Here is a 17,002-nt window from a genome sequence, read left to right on the forward strand (position 1 = left end):
TCCTCAGCTTTTCTGAGTGTGCCGCCCGCCCGCCGCCTCTGGCAAGTCCGGCGCTAAGGGGCCTCCAAGGCAGCGCGGAAGAACTCTTCCGGCCCCTCCTCCTCGATGAGCCGCCTGCCGTCGATCCGCCAGAAGCGGTTGCCGACCGCCCGCACGAAGGCCCGGTCATGCGAGACGAGAAGCGCGCTCGTCTCACCCGCAAGGAGTTCCGCTTCCAGCGCCTCCTGTCCCTCTATATCGAGATGGTTGGTCGGCTCGTCGAGAAGATAGAGATTGGGCCGCGTTAGCCTGAGGATCAGCATCGCAAGCCGCGCCCGCTGGCCCCCCGACAGCCGGGCGGAGGGGCGCGATTGCAGGTCGATGCCGATCCCCGCACCGGCGAGCATCCCCCGCGCCGCCTGATCGCCGATATCGAAGCGCCGGGTCACCGCCTCGTGCGGCGTCTCCCCGCCCGCGACCTGGCTCAGACCCTGGTCGGAATAGCCCGGCACCACGGTGGGCGAGACCTTGATCCCCACGCCCCCGCCCGCCGCAATGGCGGCCGCCACCGCCTCCAGCAGACGTGTCTTTCCCACCCCGTTCGGCCCAAGAATCACGATCCGCTCGCCCGGCCCGATCCATTTCCGCCCGGTGCGGAACAGTGCACGACCGTCCAGTGCCGCGACCTCCGCATCCTCCAGCGTCACCAGGGCACGGGCATGACTGCCGCTGCCCTCAAGCCGGATCTCGCCCGCCGAGCGTTCCCGGTATCCCGGCCGGGCGGCGGTCTCGATCCGCTCGGCGCGCTCGGTCAGTTGCTTGGTCTTCGTCACCAGAAGATCGCTGCCCGAATTGATGCCGATGTTCTTCAGCTTCGCCGCCTGCCGCCGCAGCTGCGCGGCGGCGCGAAGATCGTTGTCGAACCGCCGCGCATCCGCCGCGTCCACCTCGTCAAGCGCCGCTCGTGCCCGACTGTAGGGCAGCGCGAAATCGCGGCTTGCCGTCTCGCGCAGGAAGAGCGTGCGGGTCGTCACCCGGTCGAGGAAGGCGCGGTCATGGCTGGCGATCACCAAGGGGAATCCGCGCGGCAACCCCGCGATCCAGCGTTCAAGAAAGCCGATGCGGCCAAGATCGAGATGGTTGGTCGGCTCGTCCATCAGCATCAGGTCCGGCTCCGCCACCCAGACCCGCGCCAGCAACGTCATCCGCCGCCAGCCGCCCGACAGCGCGGCGATAGGCCGGTCGCGCAGCTCCGCCGGGATGGCAAGATCGTCGAGCACGATATCGACGCGCCAGCTTTCGGTCTCTGCCTGATCGGCGCTGAGGGCGTCCAGCACGGCAGCGTAAAGCGACAGTGGCAGCAGCGCCTCCGGCGCCTCCTGCATCAGATGCCCGACCTTCAGCCCGCGCGCCCTCGTGATCTGGCCTTCGGTCGGATCGGCCTCGCCCGCAAGCACCCGCAGAAGCGTGGACTTGCCGCGCCCGTTGGCAGCGACAAGACCGATGCGGTCGCCGGGATGGACGGTCAAGGAAAGGTCGGTGAAAAGCGGCGCCCCGAGGGTCACGCCAAGGTCCTTGAGGGATAGGATCGACATATCGGTTTTCTCTGCCAGTTCCGGACCGGGGCAAGGCCACGCGGTCTCGGTCTCAATTCGGACGGTGCGCCCGTCGGGGCCCGCACCGCCCATCAGGGCAGATCAGGTCAGCTTTCGTCCGATCCGCCCCGCACGCCGTCATGCGGGGCCGGAACAGGGCCATAGGTCAGATGCCGCCTCGTCGATGTCATCGCGGCCCTCCCCTCGTCGGCTGGTCTGCCGCATCATGTCCCGTACGGCCCGTTCGATCAAGCCCGGAAGGCCCCTCACCTGCCACGTGCGGTCACGAAGCGGATCATGGCAAAGACGCCGAGCCCGACGATGGGCAGGCTGCCGGCGAAGATCACCCGCGCCACATGGATCGCCTCGTCGGGGGTGGAACCGGCGCCGAACCCCGCCCGGTTGGCGAGGATCCCCATCACGGCGGCGCCGAGCGCATAGCCGAGCCGCGCGATGGTCGGCAGCGCCGCCGAAAGCCGGTCGACATCGTCCGGCTCGGCCAGCGTGTTCGCCCGGCGCAGGATGAAGGTCCAGGCCATGCCATAGCCGAACCCTTCCAGCAGGGTGCAAAGGGCGATCAGTGCCAGAGGCCCCTGCGGCACGGCGTAGACCGACAGCGCGACGCTCGCCGCCACCATCGTCATGCCGACGCCGATCATCGCCCTGTCAAGACGCGCGGGCGCGCCGGCGACGACGACGGCCGCGATCGTCCACGAGATGGACACCGCCGCGACGAGATAGCCCGCCACCAGCGCCGAGGTCCCGTGGATGAGGTCCAGAAGAAGCGGGCCGTAGGTGGCAAGGCCCATCGTGCCGACGTTCATCGCCAGCACCATCACCAGCCCGGCCCCGACCGGCGTCCTTGGATCGAGGGCACCTCGCGGCCAAAGCCGGTCCGCGCCGCTACGCGCATCCCGCCGCGCAAAAAGCGCGAGCGCCCCGAGCCCGGCGCACAGCGCCAAAGCCATGACCGCGGGCGCCTGTGCGATCCCGGCATAGGCCACGCTCACGATCGCCGCCGCGAGAAGCGCGAGCCGCGTGGCCGGCAGCCGCGCCACGTTCTCCGCCCTCGGCGCCGCCGCGATGCGCAGCCCGAACCCGATCCAGAGCGCGAGGATCGCCGCCTGAAGCCCGAAGAACAGGAACCCGACGCGCCACGTCGTATAGGTCACGAAGACCCCGCCCGCGAGCGGGCCGAGGAAGGCCGACGCCCCCCAGACCAGCGACAGCGCCGCCATCGCGCGCGGCATGAGCGGCCCCGGAAAGAGCCGCTGCACCGAGACAAACGACAAGGAGACGAGCCCGCCGCCGCCCAGCCCCTGCGCCACCCGGCCGGCAAGGAGAACCGGCATCGACGGCGCCAGGGCGCTCACGAGGCAGCCTGCCGAGAAGAGCGCCGCCGCCAACGCCATCGGCAGCCGCGGCCCGCTCCGCAACGCCACGAGGCCCGCCGCCGCCCCCGCCGTGATCGAGCCGACCTCGTACAGCGCGAAATTCCACGCGACGAGCTTCGCCCCGCCGATCCCCTCGACGATCGCCGGCATCATCGTCGTGATCAGAAGGGCATCGGCGGCATGAAGCCAGACCCCGACGCAAACGAGGATCAGGGGCGCGATATGCTGCGCGCCGAGAATCTCGCGCCAGCCCGCCGTCTCCGCCCTCTCTGTCACCATCGTCATCCGCCGCTCTCCGCGTGTCCCCGAATCCCCTGCTACCGCCTCAACCTAAGTTGAGGTCAAGCGCTCAGGACCGCTGGAGCTTGACCGGTTCGATCCGCGCGAGCTTGAGGAAATGCGCCATGTAAGGTCGCGTCGCATCCTCCTCGCGCGTGGCGGCATACATGCGCTTGGTGATCCCGTGCTTCGTCAGCGGCCGCGTGATGTAGTCGGGCCGATATTTCACCTCCCGCAGCACCCAGTCGGGCAGGACCGCGACGCCACGCCCCGAGGCGACGAGCATCAGGATGACCGCAGTCAGTTCCGCCTGCCGCACCGCCTCGGGCTCCACCTTCGCCGGCGTGAGGAGCGTGGTGAAGACATCAAGCCGCGTGCGGTCGACCGGATAGGTGATCAGGATCTGGTCGCGCAGATCCTCGGCTTCGATATAGGTCTTCCTGGCCAGCGGGCTGTCAGCGGCCGCGACGAGCGTGGGCGCATAATCGAACAGCGGGTTGAAGACGATGCCGGGCAGCTTTTCGGGATCGGAGGAAACGACAAGGTCCACCTCCTCGCGGTCGAGCGCCGGCAAGGCCTCGAACGCGAGGCCAGGACGGATATCGACATCGACATCGGGCCAGGCGCGGCGGAACGCGTCGAGGACCGGGAAGAGCCAGTCGAAACAGGCATGGCATTCGATGGCGATATGGAGCCGACCGGTCTTGCCGGCGCGCAACGCGCGAAATTCCTCGGTGACGGCGGCGATCTCCGGCAGGATCCGCTCGGCCGCGCGCAAAAGCCGCTGCCCCGCGGCGGAGAGCTTCAAGGGCTTGGATCGGCGGACGAAAAGCTCCACCCCCGCCTGATCCTCCAGCCCCTTTACCTGATGCGACAGCGCCGACTGGGTGATGTTCAGCGTCTCGGCCGCGCGCGCCAGCCCGCCAGCCTCGTGAATGGCCTTGATCGTCTTGAGATGCCGGAGTTCGAGATGCACGGTCAGCCCTGATTTGCAATCATCCTCATATTGATCTTGAGGATTATGAATTTGTCTCACGTTCCAATCCGTGAGACAAGAGGATCGGAAATTGAAGGACCTTCATCATGGCCGCTCCGCGCATCTCGTTCGAATTCTTCCCGCCGCAGACGCTCGATGCGTCCTTCCGGCTGTGGGAAACGGTGCAAACCCTCGCGCCGTTGAAACCATCCTTCGTCTCGGTCACCTACGGGGCCGGCGGCACCACCCGCAAACTCACGCATGACGCGGTGACGACGATCGGCGCGAATTTCGGGCTCAACGTCGCGGCACATCTCACCTGCGTCGAGGCGACGCGGGACGAGACGCTGGACATCGCCCGCACCTATGCCGAGGCCGGCGTGACCGAGATCGTCGCCCTGCGCGGCGACGCGCCGAAAGGGACGGAGCGGTTCACCGCCCACGAGGACGGCTTCGCCTCGTCGGTGGAACTGATCGAGGCTTTGGCCGGGACCGGGAACTTCACCCTCCGCGTCGGCGCCTACCCCGAGGCGCACCCCGACGCCGCCGACATGGCCGCGAACGTCGCCTGGCTGAAGCGCAAGATCGACGCCGGCGCCTCCTCCGCGATCACCCAGTTCTTCTTCGAGGCGGAGACCTTCTTCCGCTTCCGCGACGCCTGCGCGGCGGCCGGGATCGACGCGCCGATCATCCCCGGCATCCTGCCCGTGATCTCCTGGGCCGGCGCCCGGCGCTTCGCCGAGCGCTGCGGGACGAGCATTCCGCAATGGCTCGACGACGCCTTCACCGCCGCCGTGCGCGACGGGCGCGAGGAGCTTCTGGCAACCGCCGTCGCGACCGAGCTTTGCGACGACCTTCTTCGCGGCGGGGTCGAGGATCTGCATTTCTACACGCTGAACCGCCCCCACCTCACCCGCGACATCTGCTTCGCGCTCGGCATCGTGCCCGAGGTCTCCCTGCAGAATGTCGCCTGACCGGCGTCGTTTTGCCTTCCGGCCCTGAACGGACCATCGTTCGGGGCCGGCTTTTCCCGTCGGGCGCGATGCGGGGATTCCCGCGCGACGCAGCGACCTGCTTTCCCATCGCGCCAATCCGGGCTAGGCCGGTTTGCCGCCACAGGAAAGCCAAGCGATGACCAGCCCCTACCCTGCGAAAAGCCCCGACGACCTCTTGCCGCGCGAGAGGTTCCTGTCGATGTCCGGCCTCGATTTCATGCAGGCGGTGCGCGACGGGCGCATCGCCGGCCCCGCGATCACCGCCACGATGAACTTCCGCGTGACCGAGGTGGCGCCGGGCCGCGTCGTCTTCGAGGGCATGCCGGACTTCGCCCACACCAACCCGACAGGCGCGCTGCATGGCGGCTGGTACGGCGCGATTCTCGACAGCTGCATGAGCTGCGCGGTGATGACCACGGTGCCGAAGGGCAGCTACTACACCACGCTCGAATACCGCGTGAACATCACCCGCGCGATACCGCTCGGCACGCGGGTCATCGCCGAGGGGGTGGTGCAGCATGCCGGTCGCTCGACCGGCGTCGCGCGGGGAGAATTGCGCGGGGCGGAAGATGGCATGCTTTACGCCACCGGCTCGACCACCTGCCTGATCATGTCCGGCGGCTGAGCCAGATCAGCGGCAGCCGCCAGCCGCCGCGCGCCGACAGGACGGCGGCGCTTGGATGGACGCTTTCGGACGGGTCGCGCCCGACCTCCCGCTTCGCCCGCAACAGAAACGCCTTGCCCCAGCCGCGCACCGTGCCGACCGAAGGCACGCCGGAATCCGTCGGGAACCGGGCGCGCCAGCCCTCCGGCAGGTTGAGCCCGCAGCCTTCGGCCCTTTCCAGCATCCAGACCAGCGGGATATTGGCGAGCGGCCGCGCGGCGTCGAACCCGGCCAACTGGCCGCCCACATCGCCATGCGCGCCGCGGAACCAGACCTGCTCCACCCGCCCCCACCAGTCGCCATCCGTCGTCTTCCACATGATCGGATCGAACGCGGCGCGGGTCTCGTCCAGCGCCAGCGCCTGATAGCCGTGCTTCACCACCGGGCCGAGCGCATGGTTGTGGAACTCGTGCTGCGGCTCGGTCCACATCCACAGGAACGGAAGCCGTACGCCCAGCGCCTTCACCGTGTCGAAGGCGCCGATCATCTCGATCCCGACATTGTCATGGCAGAAGCGGCGGCTGAACACCTTCTCGCCGGGGCTGCCGGGTTCGCGCTGATAGTAGCGGTAGGCAAGCCGGACGTTGCGCTCCGTCGCGTGCTCGGCCTTCAGAAGGCCGACCTGATCCATCATCCCGGCCAGCGACCGCACCGCGTAGGCGCCGCGCGAATAGCCGAAAAAGTAGATCCGGTCTCCCGGCCGGTAGCGGGTGGAAAGCCAGCCATAGGCGCGGCGGATCTGGCGGTTGATCCCGCGCCCCATCGCAACGTCGGCCGTGTGGCGCCACATGTGCCACTGCACCCCGGCTTCGTAATAGAGCGACAGCCGCGCCGAAGCGGGCTGCGACTGAAGAAGCCGGTAGATGAGGCCGATATTGGTCTCTTCGCCCGGCTCCAGCGATGAGAGCGTGCCATCGAGAAGGATCACATGGTCGCAGGGCCCGCGCCCACGAACCGGGACCTGTGTCTCGACCCGCCGGCCGATCCGCAGAAGTTCGAAGAGCTTGCTGGCAAACTGCCGCACCACGTCCCGTCTCCTTGCCCCTGTTCAATGCTACGCCCTGAAACCTCATCCGCCAACTGACGCACCGCCAATTCCGCGTGATAGTGTGCAACCGTTTCGAACATTGCGACAGTCAGAGAATCCTAACCCGGTATCGTTGACGAAGCCTTGCCGTTGCACGCGCTCCTCAGGGCGCAGACTGGGCCCGCGCGAGACTCAGCCGCAACGCAGCATCGCCCCGCCCTCCCCCGGTGTCCCGGGGGTGCGGCCATCAATCGCGGGACGGAATCGCGACCGGCGCTTCCGCCCGACCGGACCCGGACGGGCGACGCGACGCCGGTTGTCAGGACGCGATCAGGCGTCGAGGCGCATCACGGTTTCGATCGCCAGCGCACCGAAGCCGTTGAAGCGGGTGTTGGTCGCCGTCGAATAGGCACCCATGCCCGAGATCACGACATAGTCGCCCTCGGCCAGATCGCCCGGCAGCATGACCTCGCCCGGCAGGCGGTCGACACTGTCGCAGGTCGGGCCAAAGATGATGCGCGAACGCGGCGCCGCAAACCGGCGCTGGCCGTCCGGGGCGATGACGGCAAGGCGGTCGATCATCCCGGCCAGCGGCAGTTCGTCGAGCGAGCCGTAGGTGCCATCGTTCAGGAACACATGCTCGTCGTCGCGCAGACCCTTGACCTGCGCGGCCAGGGTGAAGCTCTCGGCGACAAGGCCGCGGCCCGGCTCGCAGACAAGCGCCGGGGGCGTGCCCTCGAACGCCTCGTCGGCGACGCGGTCGATCAGCTCGAAGATCGCGTCGAGCTGCGGCAGCTCGTCCAACACCCGGTGCGAGGGGAAACCGCCGCCGACATTGAGGCGGCGGGCCTTCACGCCCGCGATGCGGCAGATCTCGGCGGCGGCGCGGATATAGGCGTCCCACGCCATCGGATCGGTGCATTGCGTGCCCGGATGGAAGGTGAGCGAGGCGACATAGCCGCTGTCGTCGACGACGCGCAGAAGCTCTGCCGCCTTTTCCACGGTCGCGCCGAACTTGGCGCCGAAATTGTAGGCCGCGCCGGAGACCGGCAGCTTGAACCGCACCGAGATTTCAGCGCCGGCGGGCACGATCTCGATCAGCTTCCGCAATTCGGAATGGCTGTCGACGGAATAGGAGGTGACACCCATCGACACGGCATATTCGATCTCGTGCCGGGCGCGGACGGGGTTGTGGTAGTGCATGGCGGCCGTGGGCGCGAGCCGCGCGATCATCTCGATCTCGGCCGGAGAGGCGACGTCGAAGCCTTCGATCCCCGCGGCAACGAGATTCTGGACGACCATTTCGTCCGGATTCGACTTGACGGCGTAGGTCACGAGACCCGGAAAGCCGTCGATGAACCGGCGCGCGGTCGATTGCAGGACGGCGGGCGCGAAGAAGATGACCGGGTTGACCGGCTGTTGCGTGCGAAGAAATTCGGACGGATTCGTCCAGATAGTCTTGGAAAGCCCCATCGGCCTGCTCCTGCCAACAGAGCGCAGCCACCTCTTGCCCCGGCTTGACGGGTCGGGAGACGCTTGCGCGTTTCAACCAACCAGGCCAGGTGCGTATGAGCCGCCCTTTTCCTGTACGAAGTGTCGGGGATATGAGGCACAAACTGACCGATAAAAAGAGTAGATTTGCGGCGTGCGGTCGTTAATATGACGAAAACGTCAGTCAAATCGCCGGTGTTGCAGAATGGACGATCTCGACCGCTCGATCCTGGGCTTCCTGGGCTCGGATGCCCGCATCTCGGTGGCGACTCTCGCCCGGCGCCTGAAGGTGGCGCGCTCGACGATTCAGGCGCGGCTCGAGCGGCTCGAGTCGTCCGGCGTGATCGCCGGCTACACCGTAAAGCTGGGCGAGGCGGCGCGACAGAACCGGATTCGGGCGACCGTGCTTCTCACGATCGAACCCCGCGCCCAGGCCAATGTGCTGACCCGGCTGCGGGCGATCCCCGAGGTGGAGCGGATCCACACGACCTCGGGCCGGGTGGACTTTCTCCTTCAGGTCGCCGCGTCCTCGACGGCGGCGCTTGACGACGTGCTCGACCAGATCGGCGAGATGACCGGGGTGAAAAGCTCCGAAAGCCTGATTCACCTCTCGACCAAGCTCGACCGCGCGGTCTGAGGTTTCGGCCACCGCCTGAAGCCCCGTTCAAACCTGCTTTATCGGCGCGGCCTTCCCCCTTGCCGTAAGCCCCCTCCGGGGCGCAGGCTGGCGCAGGGCCGGCCCAACCTAGCCGGCACCGGAATGGAGGAACGATCATGGCGAAGACCCGCAAAGGCACCCCCTGCTGGTACGAGTTGGCGACAACGGACCCCACCGGCGCGGCCGCGTTCTACGGCCATGTCCTCGGCTGGACGACAGCCGATGCCGGCATGCCCGGCTTCGACTACCGTCTCGCCTCGTCGGGCGATGACATGGTCGCCGGGATCACGCCAGGATCGCCCCCGGCCTGGATCTTCTATGTGACCGTCACCGATTGCGGCAAGGCGGCGAAGGCCGTGGTCAAGGCCGGCGGCGCGATCCTCAACGGCCCGATGGAGGTTCCCGGCACCGGCACCGTCGCGATCCTCGCCGACCCGCAGGGCGCCCGGTTCGGCATCCTCGCGCCCCTTGACGACGCCGGCCGCGCCTTCGACCAGAAGCAGGCGGGCCACGGCAACTGGCATGAACTGATGACCTCGGACCCTGCGGCGGCGATGGCGTTCTACGGCAAGGAATTCGGCTGGAAGCCGAGCCGCAGCATGGATATGGGCGCGATGGGAAGCTACGACATCTTCAATCACGCCAAGGCCGATATCGGCGGCATGATGCGGCAGGCGCCCGGCATGCCGGGCCCCGGCCATCCGTTCTGGGTCCCCTATTTCGGCTGCGATTCCGTCGAGGCGGCGATGGCCCGCGTCACCGCCGGCGGCGGCCGGGTGTTCATGGGCCCGCAGGAGGTGCCCGGCGGCGCCGTCATCATGGTCGGCCAGGATCCGCTGGGCGCCATCTTCGCCCTCGTCGGCCCGAGGTGACACGGCGCTTGCCAAGGCCCTGAAAATCCGCTCCCCTTGCCGCGCACGCACCAGGAGGAAGGCGATGGAGAAGGTCAGCTTCACCCAGATGAAGGATGGCACGAGAGAAGAGTACGAATTCCTCACCGCGCACGAGATCGACTACACCAAGGGCACGGCAGACCGGCTGCTGACGGCGCTCGTCGACCTCGACAAGGGGCTCTCGGGCTACCAGATCACCCGCCTTGGCCATTCGGTGCAATCCGCCACCCGCGCCTGGCGCGACGGGGCCGACATCGACTGGATCGTGGCGGCGCTTCTCCACGACATCGGCGACATCTACGCGCCCTACAACCACGACGAATACGCCGCGACGATCCTGAAACCCTTCGTGCGCGAGCAGTGCACCTGGTGCGTCCAGACCCACGGCGATTTCCAGATGCTCTACTACGGCCACCACCTGCAAGGCTTCGACCAGCACAAGCGCGAACGCCACCGGGGCACCCCCTATTTCGACGACTGCGCCGAATTCTGCGAACGCTGGGACCAGGCGTCTTTCGATCCGGATTACGACACGCTGCCGATCGACTTCTTCGCCCCCATGGTGCGCGAGGTCTTCGCCCGCAAGCCCTACCATCCGGCCGTAATCCGACCCGGTGAACGGGAACCGCTGACAGATGCGACGGTGGCGGCGACCCGCTGACCCACCTTCGTGCAGCATGCCGCGGCCAGACTGGCTTATCCATCGGCGCCCAGGGCGCGCTGAGCGGCGCACGATGCCGATCTTCGGCCGCGCCGCCACGAAAGACTCGCTTCAAGACCGATTCTGACGATCGTCAATCGTCAGAACAACATCTGAATGTTCTTCGAACTGATCAGGTTTGCGTATTTCTGCTCCATGTCGAAGAGGTTTGCATCGTGGGGAGCCTGCGCACGGTCACCGACGCAATCCGATATGACCGTCGGACGGAAGTTGCCGCTGATGGCGTCCACAACCGTTGCTCTGACACATCCGCTGGTGGTTGCGCCGACGACGGCAACGGCGTCGACGTTCCTACTGCGCAAAACCGATCCAAGGTTCGTGTCAAAGAAGGCGGATGGCTGGGTCTTGCATAGTACGTATTCTCCGCTCCTCGGCCGCAGGATATCAATGACGTGGCTTGCCGGATTGCGCTCCGTCAACTCCCGCAGGCGGGGTGCTTTCTCGCACCAGATTCCTACGTCAGACCCATCCTCCGCATAGACAATGCGCGTAAAGACGACCGGCAGACCGCGCTCTCTGAATGCCGAAAGGACGCTCACACTGGCCCTTGCCGCTTCGAGACAGTTCCCGCCCCCGAAAATCTCAGGGTCGATGAAGCCGTTTACGAAATCGACCACGATCAACGCCGTCCGGTTGCCTTTTTCAACCGCGCCGCCCAGTTGCTGTTTTCGGTAGATGTCTATCTGGCTCATTGGGACGCGCCCTGTGCATTGTCACAAGGGACAGTAGCACGATCTGGTCGGAATCGCAGGTTCGTTCCGCCAAGCAACCGTTCATCGACAATACTCCAAGGCCGGTTCCCGGATTTCGCCGCGCACACCGCTGCCGGTTCCCGCCTGAAGAACCACAGCCCCCCGCAATGCCGGGGCCGGGCAGAGCGACCGGGCATCCGGCGCTTGCCTTCGGCGGGACAATCGTCTCCCCTTCCGGGGACCCGACCGGAGCGCCCGATGCTCGACGCCCTCATCCTTCTCGCCGGCCTCGCCGCCGCCGCGCTCCTGCTCTGGCCGCCCCTGGCCCGGTCACCACTCTGGCGGGCGACGATCACGCCGTTGGCCTCGATCATCGGCTCGGGCTTTCTCGTCCTCGGCCCGGTGCTTGAGCACAGCTACGGCTACTACGCCCCCCTCGTCATGGCCGCCCTCTGCGCCGCCGCCTACGCCTTCGGGAATGCGATCCGCTACAACATCACGCTGCGGATGGACCGTGACCACGACCGTTCAGCCACCGAGGAATGGCTGGAAAAGGTCGCCTCCTGGGCGCTCGCCTTCGCCTATGTGATCTCGGTCGCCTACTATCTCAACCTCTTCGGCGCCTTCGCCGTCGACCTCACGCCCTTCGACAGCGACGCCAGCGGCCGCACCGTCACCACCGCCGTCTTCGCGCTAATCCTCCTCACCGGCTGGACCAAGGGGTTTCACGCGCTCGAACGGATGGAGCAGGTCTCGGTCGGCGTCAAGCTCGCCATCATCGCCGCGATGATCGCGGGGCTCGCCTTCTATTTCGAGGGCAAGCTCAATGACGGCGGCCTGATCTTCGACCCGCCGACGCTCACCGGCTGGCCGGCCCTCACGCTCGCCTTCGGCCTTATCGTGACGGTGCAGGGGTTCGAGACGGCGCGCTATCTCGGCGCCGATTACGACGCGAAGACCCGGCGCCGCGCGATGCGCATCGCGCAATGGCTCTCGACCGCGATCTACATGGCCTATATCGGGCTCATCGCCTTTCTCTTCGCACCGGGCGAGGCGGAACTTTCGGAAACCGCGATCATCGACATGATGAGGATCGTCGCCCCGGTCCTGCCCGGCCTCCTCGTCGCCGCGGCCCTAGCCGCGCAGTTCTCGGCCGCCGTGGCGGATACCGGCGGCGCGGGCGGGCTTGTCGCGGAGCTGACCCGAGGCAGGGTCGGTGTGCGCAAGGCCTACGCCGTCCTCGTCGGGGCGGGCGTGGCGCTGACCTGGGTCAGCGACATCTTCGCGATCATCGCCTATGCCTCGCGCGCCTTCGCGCTCTACTACGCGCTCCAGGCCGCCATCGCCGCCACCGGCGCCTGGCGCCATGAAGGCTCACGCCTGCGCGCGGCCCTCTACGCGCTCCTCGCGCTCTTCGGTCTTGTCGTCGCGGTCTTCGGCACCCCCGCCGAAGGCACCTAACCCAAAAGCTTCAGCTTGCGAAACAGCCAGATCTGGAAGACGCAGATCGCCAGCAGCAGCCCGCAGACCGCCCAGAAGGCCCAGCGCACCCCTTCCCCCGGAATCCCGCCGACATTGATCCCCAAAAGCCCGGTCACCAGCCCCAGAGGCAGGAAGATCGCCGCCACGACCGACAGGACCAGCATCTGGCGGTTCATCGCCTCGGCGCGGAAATCGACGATCTGGTCGCGCACCACCTGCGACCGGTCGCGGATCGCCTCCAGCTCCTCGGCGAGCCGCGTCACCCGCTCCGTCGCCTCGCGCACCCGGCTGCGGTCGCGCTGGCCGAGCCAGTCGAGATCCTCGATCTCCAGCGTCGAGAGCGCGTCGCGCTGGGGAAACATGAACCGGCGCAGCACCGACGATACCCTCCGGATATCGGCCAGCTCGCTCCGCAATTCCGGCGGCGCCTCCGTCGTCACCTGGTCCTCCAGATCGTCCAGCCGCTCGTTCAGCCGCGCCACCACCGGCTCCGCCCGGTCGGCGAGCCTCAGCGCGATCCGCGCGATCAGGTCGCCCGGTGTCGTTGGCCCGTGGCCGTTTCGAAGCCCCTCCATCACGTCGTCGAGTGCGGAAAGCGGCCGGCGATGCGACGACACGACCCGCCCCGGCATCACGCAAAGCCTGAGCGACACCATGTCCTCGGGCTCCGCGCCGGGGTTGAGGTTCACACCGCGCAGGTTGATCAGCGCCATCTCGCCGTGGACCGTGCAGCGCGGCCGCGTCTCGTCGGCCGTCAGCGCCTCGCGCGCGATGGGGTCGAGCGTCGCGCGCTCCAGCCACGCGATCCCCGCCGCGCTGGAGAAATCGACGTTGATCCAGACGAAACCGCCCGCCCCCGCGGCCTCCGCCGAGGCTTCGGCGGGTTCCGCATGCCCGCTGCCATCCATCGCGAATGCCGTCACGTCCGCCATGCCGATCCCTTTCACCGCACCTGCCTGCGGGGGACAGAGTGCGCGGGCCGCGCGGCATTGTCACGCCCTTCCCGCAGCGCGCCCCTTCCCCTCCGCCCGGCCATTCGCTAAGGGAAACCGACAAAAGGACGGATGCCCGAGATGCCGATGGAAAAGACCTTCAACGCCGCCGAGGCCGAGACCCGCCTCTACGCCGCCTGGGAAAAGGCCGGCACCTTCAGGGCCGGTGCCAACGCCAGGCCGGGGGCGGAGACCTTCTGCATCATGATCCCGCCGCCGAACGTGACGGGCTCGCTCCACATGGGCCACGCCTTCAACAACACGCTGCAGGATATCCTCGTCCGCTGGCACCGGATGCGGGGTTTCGACACGCTCTGGCAGCCGGGGCAGGACCATGCCGGCATCGCCACCCAGATGGTCGTGGAGCGCGAGCTTGCCAAGACCAACCGCCGGCGGACGGACATGACGCGCGAAGATTTCACCGCGCTCGTCTGGGAGCAGAAGCAGAAATCCGGCAATACGATCATCGACCAGCTGAAGCGCCTCGGCGCCTCCTGCGACTGGTCCCGCAACGCCTTCACCATGTCCGGCGCCAGAAACGCGCCCGACGGCGAAGAGGGCAATTTCCACGACGCGGTCATCAAGGTCTTCGTCGACCTCTACAACAAAGGCTGCATCTATCGCGGCAAGCGGCTGGTGAACTGGGACCCGCATTTCGAGACCGCGATCTCCGACCTCGAGGTCGAGCAGATCGAGGTGCAGGGCCAGATGTGGCACTTCAAATACCCGCTCGCGGGCGGCGAGACCTATGAGTATGTGGAGAAGGACGAGGACGGCAACATCACCTTGCGTGAGACGCGCGACTACATCTCCATCGCCACGACCCGGCCCGAGACGATGCTCGGCGACGGCGCGGTGGCGGTGCATCCCTCGGACGAACGCTACGCGCCCATCGTCGGCAAGCTCTGCGAGATTCCGGTGGGCCCCAAGGAACACCGCCGCCTGATCCCGATCATCACCGACGAATACCCCGATCCGCATTTCGGTTCGGGCGCGGTCAAGATCACCGGCGCGCATGATTTCAACGACTACGCGGTCGCCAAGCGCGGCAACATCCCCTGCTACCGGCTGATGGACACCAAGGCCCATATGCGGGCCGACGGCGCCCCCTATTCGGAGGCCGCCGCCATCGCCATGGCCGTCGCCAAGGGCGAAAAGACCCTGACCGAGGCCGAGGTGGACGCGATCAACCTCGTCCCCGACGACCTGCGCGGACTGGACCGCTACGAGGCCCGCAAGCGCGTCATCGAGCAGATCAATGCCGAGGGGCTGGCCGTCACGATGCTGCACAAGAGCATCGACAAGGAAACCGGCGCCGAACATCTCGAACGCCTGCCCTTGGTCGAGCAGAACAAGATGATGCAGCCGCATGGCGACCGCTCGAAGGTGGTCATCGAACCGATGCTGACCGACCAGTGGTTCGTCGATACCGCGAAGATCGTGGAACCCGCGCTGCAAGCCGTGCGCGACGGCATGGCGGCGCAAGAGGCCGGAACCTTCGACGAAAAGGCCGGCTACACCCGCATCCTGCCCGAACGCGACGCCAAGACCTATTTCCACTGGCTGGAAAACATCGAGCCCTGGTGCATCTCCCGCCAGCTCTGGTGGGGGCACCAGATTCCGGTGTGGTATGGGCCGCCTTTGAAAGACCTCGGATCAGAGGGCGAAGAGCCGTGCGGCTTCTGCGCCTCAACCGAAGCTGAGGCTAAGAAACAGGCTCAGTCGTTCTATAGCGAGAAGCTTGGTCGCGACATCCGCGTTTACCTCGCCAAAGAGCGCATCGAAGGTGCTGGCCGTGAAAGCTACGGCGTCGGCACCGAAAACGACATTGTCACGAATGTCCTCCTAGTTCGCGACCCCGACGTCCTCGACACCTGGTTCTCCTCCGGCCTCTGGCCCATCGGCACGCTCGGCTGGCCCGAGGAGACGGAGGAACTGAAGAAATACTTCCCGACCGATGTCCTCGTCACCGGCTTCGACATCATCTTCTTCTGGGTCGCCCGGATGATGATGATGCAGCTCGCCGTCGTCGATCAGGTCCCCTTCCACACCGTCTATGTCCACGCCCTCGTCCGCGACGAGAAGGGCAAGAAGATGTCGAAGAGCTTGGGCAACGTCCTCGACCCCTTGGACCTCATCGCCGATTTCGGCGCCGACGCGGTGCGCTTCACCCTGACCGCGATGGCCGCGATGGGCCGCGACCTCAAGCTCTCCAAGGACCGCATCGCCGGCTACCGGAACTTCACCACGAAGATCTGGAACGCCACCCGCTTCGCCGAAATGAACGGGTGCTTGCGTCGTGACGCTGTAGCTACGGAAAACCTACGCGAAACCGACGCCAAACATACGGTCAACCGCTGGATCATCGGAGAGACCGCCCGCGCCCGCATGGCGGTCGACGAGGCGCTCACCAACTACCGCTTCAACGACGCCGCGAACACGCTTTACGCCTTCGTCTGGGGCAAGGTCTGCGACTGGTATGTCGAATTCGCCAAACCCCTGATGGACGGCGAGCACGCAGGCGAAACCCGGGCCACGATGGCCTGGGTCCTCGACCAGTGCTACACCCTCCTCCACCCGATCATGCCCTTTATTACCGAGGAATTATGGGCACTTACGGGCAAGCGCGCCAAAATGCTCGTCCACGCCGACTGGCCGACCTACGGGGCGGAACTGATCGACGAGGCCGCCGACCGCGAGATGAACTGGGTGATCTCCCTCATCGAGGAAATCCGCTCCGCCCGCGCCCAGATGCACGTCCCGGCGGGCCTCAAGCTCCCCATCGTGATGACCGCGATGGACGAGCGCGGCCGCAAGGCCTGGGCCGAGAACGAACCCATGATCACCCGCCTCGGCCGCCTCGACGGCATGACGGAGGGCACGGCCCCCAAAGGCGCGATCACCGTCGCCGTCGAAGGCGGCAGCTTCGCCATCCCGCTGGAGGGCGTGATCGACATCGCCGAGGAAAAGGCCCGCCTTTCCAAGGCCTTGGAGAAACTCGAAAAGGACCTGAACGGGCTCAAAGGCCGCCTCGCCAACCCCAAATTCGTCGAAAGCGCGCCCGAGGAGATCGTCGAGGAAACCCGCGAAAAGCTGGACCTCGGCGCGGAAGAGGCGGCGAAACTGAAGACCGCCCTGAAACGCCTCTCCGACATCGGCTGAGC

The 17,002-nt window shown here is 66.8% G+C and carries 14 protein-coding genes; 7 read left to right on the forward strand and 7 right to left on the reverse strand.

The features are described from left to right. Nucleotides 1–53 precede the first annotated feature (53 nt). From V5734_RS16205 to V5734_RS16215, 3 genes are all read right to left on the reverse strand, one after another. Nucleotides 54–1,574: an ABC-F family ATP-binding cassette domain-containing protein gene (locus V5734_RS16205; RefSeq protein WP_347310669.1), complete on the reverse strand. Its 1,521-nt coding sequence runs from the start codon at nucleotides 1,572–1,574 to the stop codon at nucleotides 54–56. 266 nt (nucleotides 1,575–1,840) lie between these two features. Then, nucleotides 1,841–3,253 (reverse strand): MFS transporter, encoded by a 1,413-nt coding sequence (locus V5734_RS16210; protein ID WP_347310670.1) that lies wholly within the window; start codon nucleotides 3,251–3,253, stop codon nucleotides 1,841–1,843. Between the two features lie 64 nt (nucleotides 3,254–3,317). Beyond that, the gene (locus tag V5734_RS16215; protein WP_347310671.1) at nucleotides 3,318–4,223 is read right to left on the reverse strand and encodes a LysR family transcriptional regulator; all 906 of its coding nucleotides are present in this window, start codon (nucleotides 4,221–4,223) and stop codon (nucleotides 3,318–3,320) included. Nucleotides 4,224–4,330: 107 nt separating this feature from the next. On the opposite strand from V5734_RS16215, the gene metF reads away from it, so the two are divergent. Next, the gene (metF, locus tag V5734_RS16220; RefSeq protein WP_347310672.1) at nucleotides 4,331–5,197 is read left to right on the forward strand and encodes a methylenetetrahydrofolate reductase [NAD(P)H]; all 867 of its coding nucleotides are present in this window, start codon (nucleotides 4,331–4,333) and stop codon (nucleotides 5,195–5,197) included. Nucleotides 5,198–5,354: 157 nt separating this feature from the next. Continuing rightward, nucleotides 5,355–5,843 carry a PaaI family thioesterase gene (locus tag V5734_RS16225; RefSeq protein ID WP_347310673.1) on the forward strand — a complete coding sequence of 163 codons (489 nt, stop codon included), beginning with the start codon at nucleotides 5,355–5,357 and terminating at the stop codon, nucleotides 5,841–5,843. Here the strand turns inward: V5734_RS16225 and V5734_RS16230 are convergent. Both V5734_RS16230 and V5734_RS16235 read right to left on the reverse strand, forming a co-directional pair. Further along, nucleotides 5,827–6,906 carry a DUF2235 domain-containing protein gene (locus V5734_RS16230; protein WP_432759688.1) on the reverse strand — a complete coding sequence of 360 codons (1,080 nt, stop codon included), beginning with the start codon at nucleotides 6,904–6,906 and terminating at the stop codon, nucleotides 5,827–5,829. The two genes, V5734_RS16225 and V5734_RS16230, sit on opposite strands and share 17 nt — an antisense overlap. A 333-nt stretch (nucleotides 6,907–7,239) precedes the next feature. Beyond that, nucleotides 7,240–8,382 carry a type III PLP-dependent enzyme gene (locus V5734_RS16235; protein ID WP_347310674.1) on the reverse strand — a complete coding sequence of 381 codons (1,143 nt, stop codon included), beginning with the start codon at nucleotides 8,380–8,382 and terminating at the stop codon, nucleotides 7,240–7,242. Nucleotides 8,383–8,605: 223 nt separating this feature from the next. Here V5734_RS16235 and V5734_RS16240 point away from each other — a divergent pair, with 223 nt between their 5' ends. The 3 genes from V5734_RS16240 to V5734_RS16250 all read left to right on the forward strand — a co-directional run bounded on the left by V5734_RS16240 (nucleotide 8,606) and on the right by V5734_RS16250 (nucleotide 10,612). Beyond that, nucleotides 8,606–9,037, forward strand: coding sequence for an Lrp/AsnC family transcriptional regulator (locus V5734_RS16240; protein WP_347310675.1), 432 nt, complete (start codon nucleotides 8,606–8,608; stop codon nucleotides 9,035–9,037). Between the two features lie 137 nt (nucleotides 9,038–9,174). Further along, entirely contained in the window at nucleotides 9,175–9,930 is a 756-nt protein-coding gene (locus V5734_RS16245) for a VOC family protein (RefSeq protein ID WP_347310676.1), read from the forward strand. A gap of 64 nt (nucleotides 9,931–9,994) precedes the next feature. Further along, a complete protein-coding gene (locus V5734_RS16250) occupies nucleotides 9,995–10,612 on the forward strand; it encodes an HD domain-containing protein (RefSeq protein ID WP_347310677.1) in 618 nt (205 codons plus the stop codon). Nucleotides 10,613–10,752: 140 nt separating this feature from the next. Here the strand turns inward: V5734_RS16250 and V5734_RS16255 are convergent, their stop codons facing one another. Beyond that, on the reverse strand, nucleotides 10,753–11,364 hold the full coding sequence (locus V5734_RS16255; protein WP_347310678.1) for an isochorismatase family protein: 612 nt from the start codon (nucleotides 11,362–11,364) through the stop codon (nucleotides 10,753–10,755). A gap of 258 nt (nucleotides 11,365–11,622) precedes the next feature. Between V5734_RS16255 and V5734_RS16260 the strand changes: the two genes are divergently transcribed. Then, a complete protein-coding gene (locus V5734_RS16260) occupies nucleotides 11,623–12,825 on the forward strand; it encodes a hypothetical protein (protein WP_347310679.1) in 1,203 nt (400 codons plus the stop codon). Here the strand turns inward: V5734_RS16260 and V5734_RS16265 are convergent. Beyond that, nucleotides 12,822–13,778, reverse strand: a complete 957-nt coding sequence (locus V5734_RS16265) for a zinc transporter ZntB (protein ID WP_347310680.1) — start codon at nucleotides 13,776–13,778, stop codon at nucleotides 12,822–12,824. The two genes, V5734_RS16260 and V5734_RS16265, sit on opposite strands and share 4 nt — an antisense overlap. Nucleotides 13,779–13,919: 141 nt before the next feature. On the opposite strand from V5734_RS16265, the gene V5734_RS16270 reads away from it, so the two are divergent. After that, nucleotides 13,920–17,000 carry a valine--tRNA ligase gene (locus V5734_RS16270; protein ID WP_347310681.1) on the forward strand — a complete coding sequence of 1,027 codons (3,081 nt, stop codon included), beginning with the start codon at nucleotides 13,920–13,922 and terminating at the stop codon, nucleotides 16,998–17,000. The last annotated feature ends 2 nt before the right edge of the window (nucleotides 17,001–17,002 follow it).

Source organism: Defluviimonas sp. SAOS-178_SWC (assembly GCF_039830135.1).
In the GTDB taxonomy this organism is placed as follows: Bacteria; Pseudomonadota; Alphaproteobacteria; order Rhodobacterales; family Rhodobacteraceae; genus Albidovulum.